Below are 1,699 nucleotides of genomic sequence, written 5' to 3'. Positions count from 1 at the left end.
TTGTAAAGCTTGACACCTGAACCTTAACTCGCCTTCCCGGCTCCGAACACACCCGGTACTTCATCGTTCAACCTTCACAGAACGAGGAATACGACCGTGGCTTATCAAGATCAGATCACACAGGCGCAGATCCTTATCGAAGGCCAGAGCACCTGGAACGGCATCAATCCCGAATCCGTCGCCCGCATGCGGCTGCAGAACCGGTTCAAGACCGGGCTCGACATCGCCCGCTACACCGCCGGGATCATGCGCCAGGACATGGCGGTCTACGATGCCGACCCGTCCCGCTACACCCAGTCCCTGGGGTGCTGGCACGGCTTCATCGGCCAGCAGAAGATGATCTCGATCAAGAAGCATTTCGGCTCCACCGAGGGTCGCTACCTGTATCTGTCGGGCTGGATGGTCGCCGCCCTGCGTTCGGAGTTCGGCCCGCTTCCCGATCAGTCGATGCACGAGAAGACCAGCGTTCCCGCGCTGATCGAAGAGCTCTACACCTTCCTGCGCCAAGCGGATGCCCGCGAACTCGGGCTTCTGTTCCGCGACCTCGATGCGGCGCGAAAGAGCGGCAACATGATCAAGGAGCGGGAGCTTCTCTCGGCCATCGACAATTACCAGACGCACATCGTCCCGATCATCGCCGACATCGATGCCGGCTTCGGCAATGCCGAGGCGACCTACCTCCTGGCCAAGAAGATGATCGAGGCCGGCGCCTGCTGCCTCCAGATCGAGAACCAGGTCTCGGACGAGAAGCAGTGCGGCCACCAGGACGGCAAGGTCACCGTTCCGCACGAAGACTTCCTCGCCAAGATCCGCGCCATCCGCTACGCCTTCCTCGAGCTCGGCGTAGATGACGGCCTGATCGTCGCGCGCACCGATTCCCTGGGTGCGGGCCTCACCAAGCAGATCGCCTTCAGCCGCCAGCCGGGCGATATCGGCGATCTCTATAACGGCTTCCTCGATTGCGAGGAGATCACGCCGGAGAACTGCACCAACGGCGACGTGGTGATCAACCGCGACGGCAAGCTCCTGCGGCCGAAGCGTCTGGCCAGCAATCTGTTCCAGTTCCGTGCCGGCACGGGCGAGGACCGCTGCGTGCTCGACTGCATCACCGCGCTGCAGAACGGTGCGGACCTGCTGTGGATCGAAACCGAGAAGCCGCATGTGGATCAGATCGCCGGCATGGTCGACCGCATCCGCGAGGTCATCCCGAACGCGAAGCTCGTCTACAACAACTCGCCGTCCTTCAACTGGACCCTCAACTTCCGCCAGCAGGTCTACGATGCGTGGCAGAAGGCCGGCGAGGACGTGTCCGGGTACGACCGCACCAAGCTGATGAGCGTGGACTATGACGGCACCGATCTCGCCAGGGAAGCCGACGAGCGCATCCGCACCTTCCAGGCGGATGGCGCGAAGCGTGCGGGCATCTTCCACCACCTCATCACGCTGCCGACCTACCACACGGCGGCGCTCTCAACCGACAATCTGGCGAAGGAATATTTCGGCAGCGAAGGCATGCTCGGCTACGTGCGCAACGTCCAGCGCCAGGAACTCCGCCAGGGCATCGCCTGCGTGAAGCACCAGAACATGGCCGGCTCCGACATCGGCGACGACCACAAGGAATACTTCGTCGGCGAGGCCGCGCTGAAAGCAGGCGGCGCGCACAACACCATGAACCAGTTTGCGGCTTAAATGATCAGCG

Annotated in this window: 1 protein-coding gene; it reads left to right on the top strand. The window is 62.4% G+C overall.

Annotation, left to right across the window (positions count from 1 at the left end):
- The first annotated feature begins 96 nt into the window (after positions 1-96).
- Entirely contained in the window at positions 97-1,689 is a 1,593-nt protein-coding gene (locus tag ILT44_RS30280) for an isocitrate lyase (RefSeq protein WP_204243315.1), read from the top strand.
- Positions 1,690-1,699: the final 10 nt, after the last annotated feature.

This window comes from Microvirga arvi (genome assembly GCF_016892765.1).
GTDB lineage: Bacteria > Pseudomonadota > Alphaproteobacteria > Rhizobiales > Beijerinckiaceae > Microvirga > Microvirga arvi.
The sequence above is the reverse complement of the archived record's forward strand: the minus strand, read 5'-3'. Positions and strand labels throughout refer to the sequence as shown.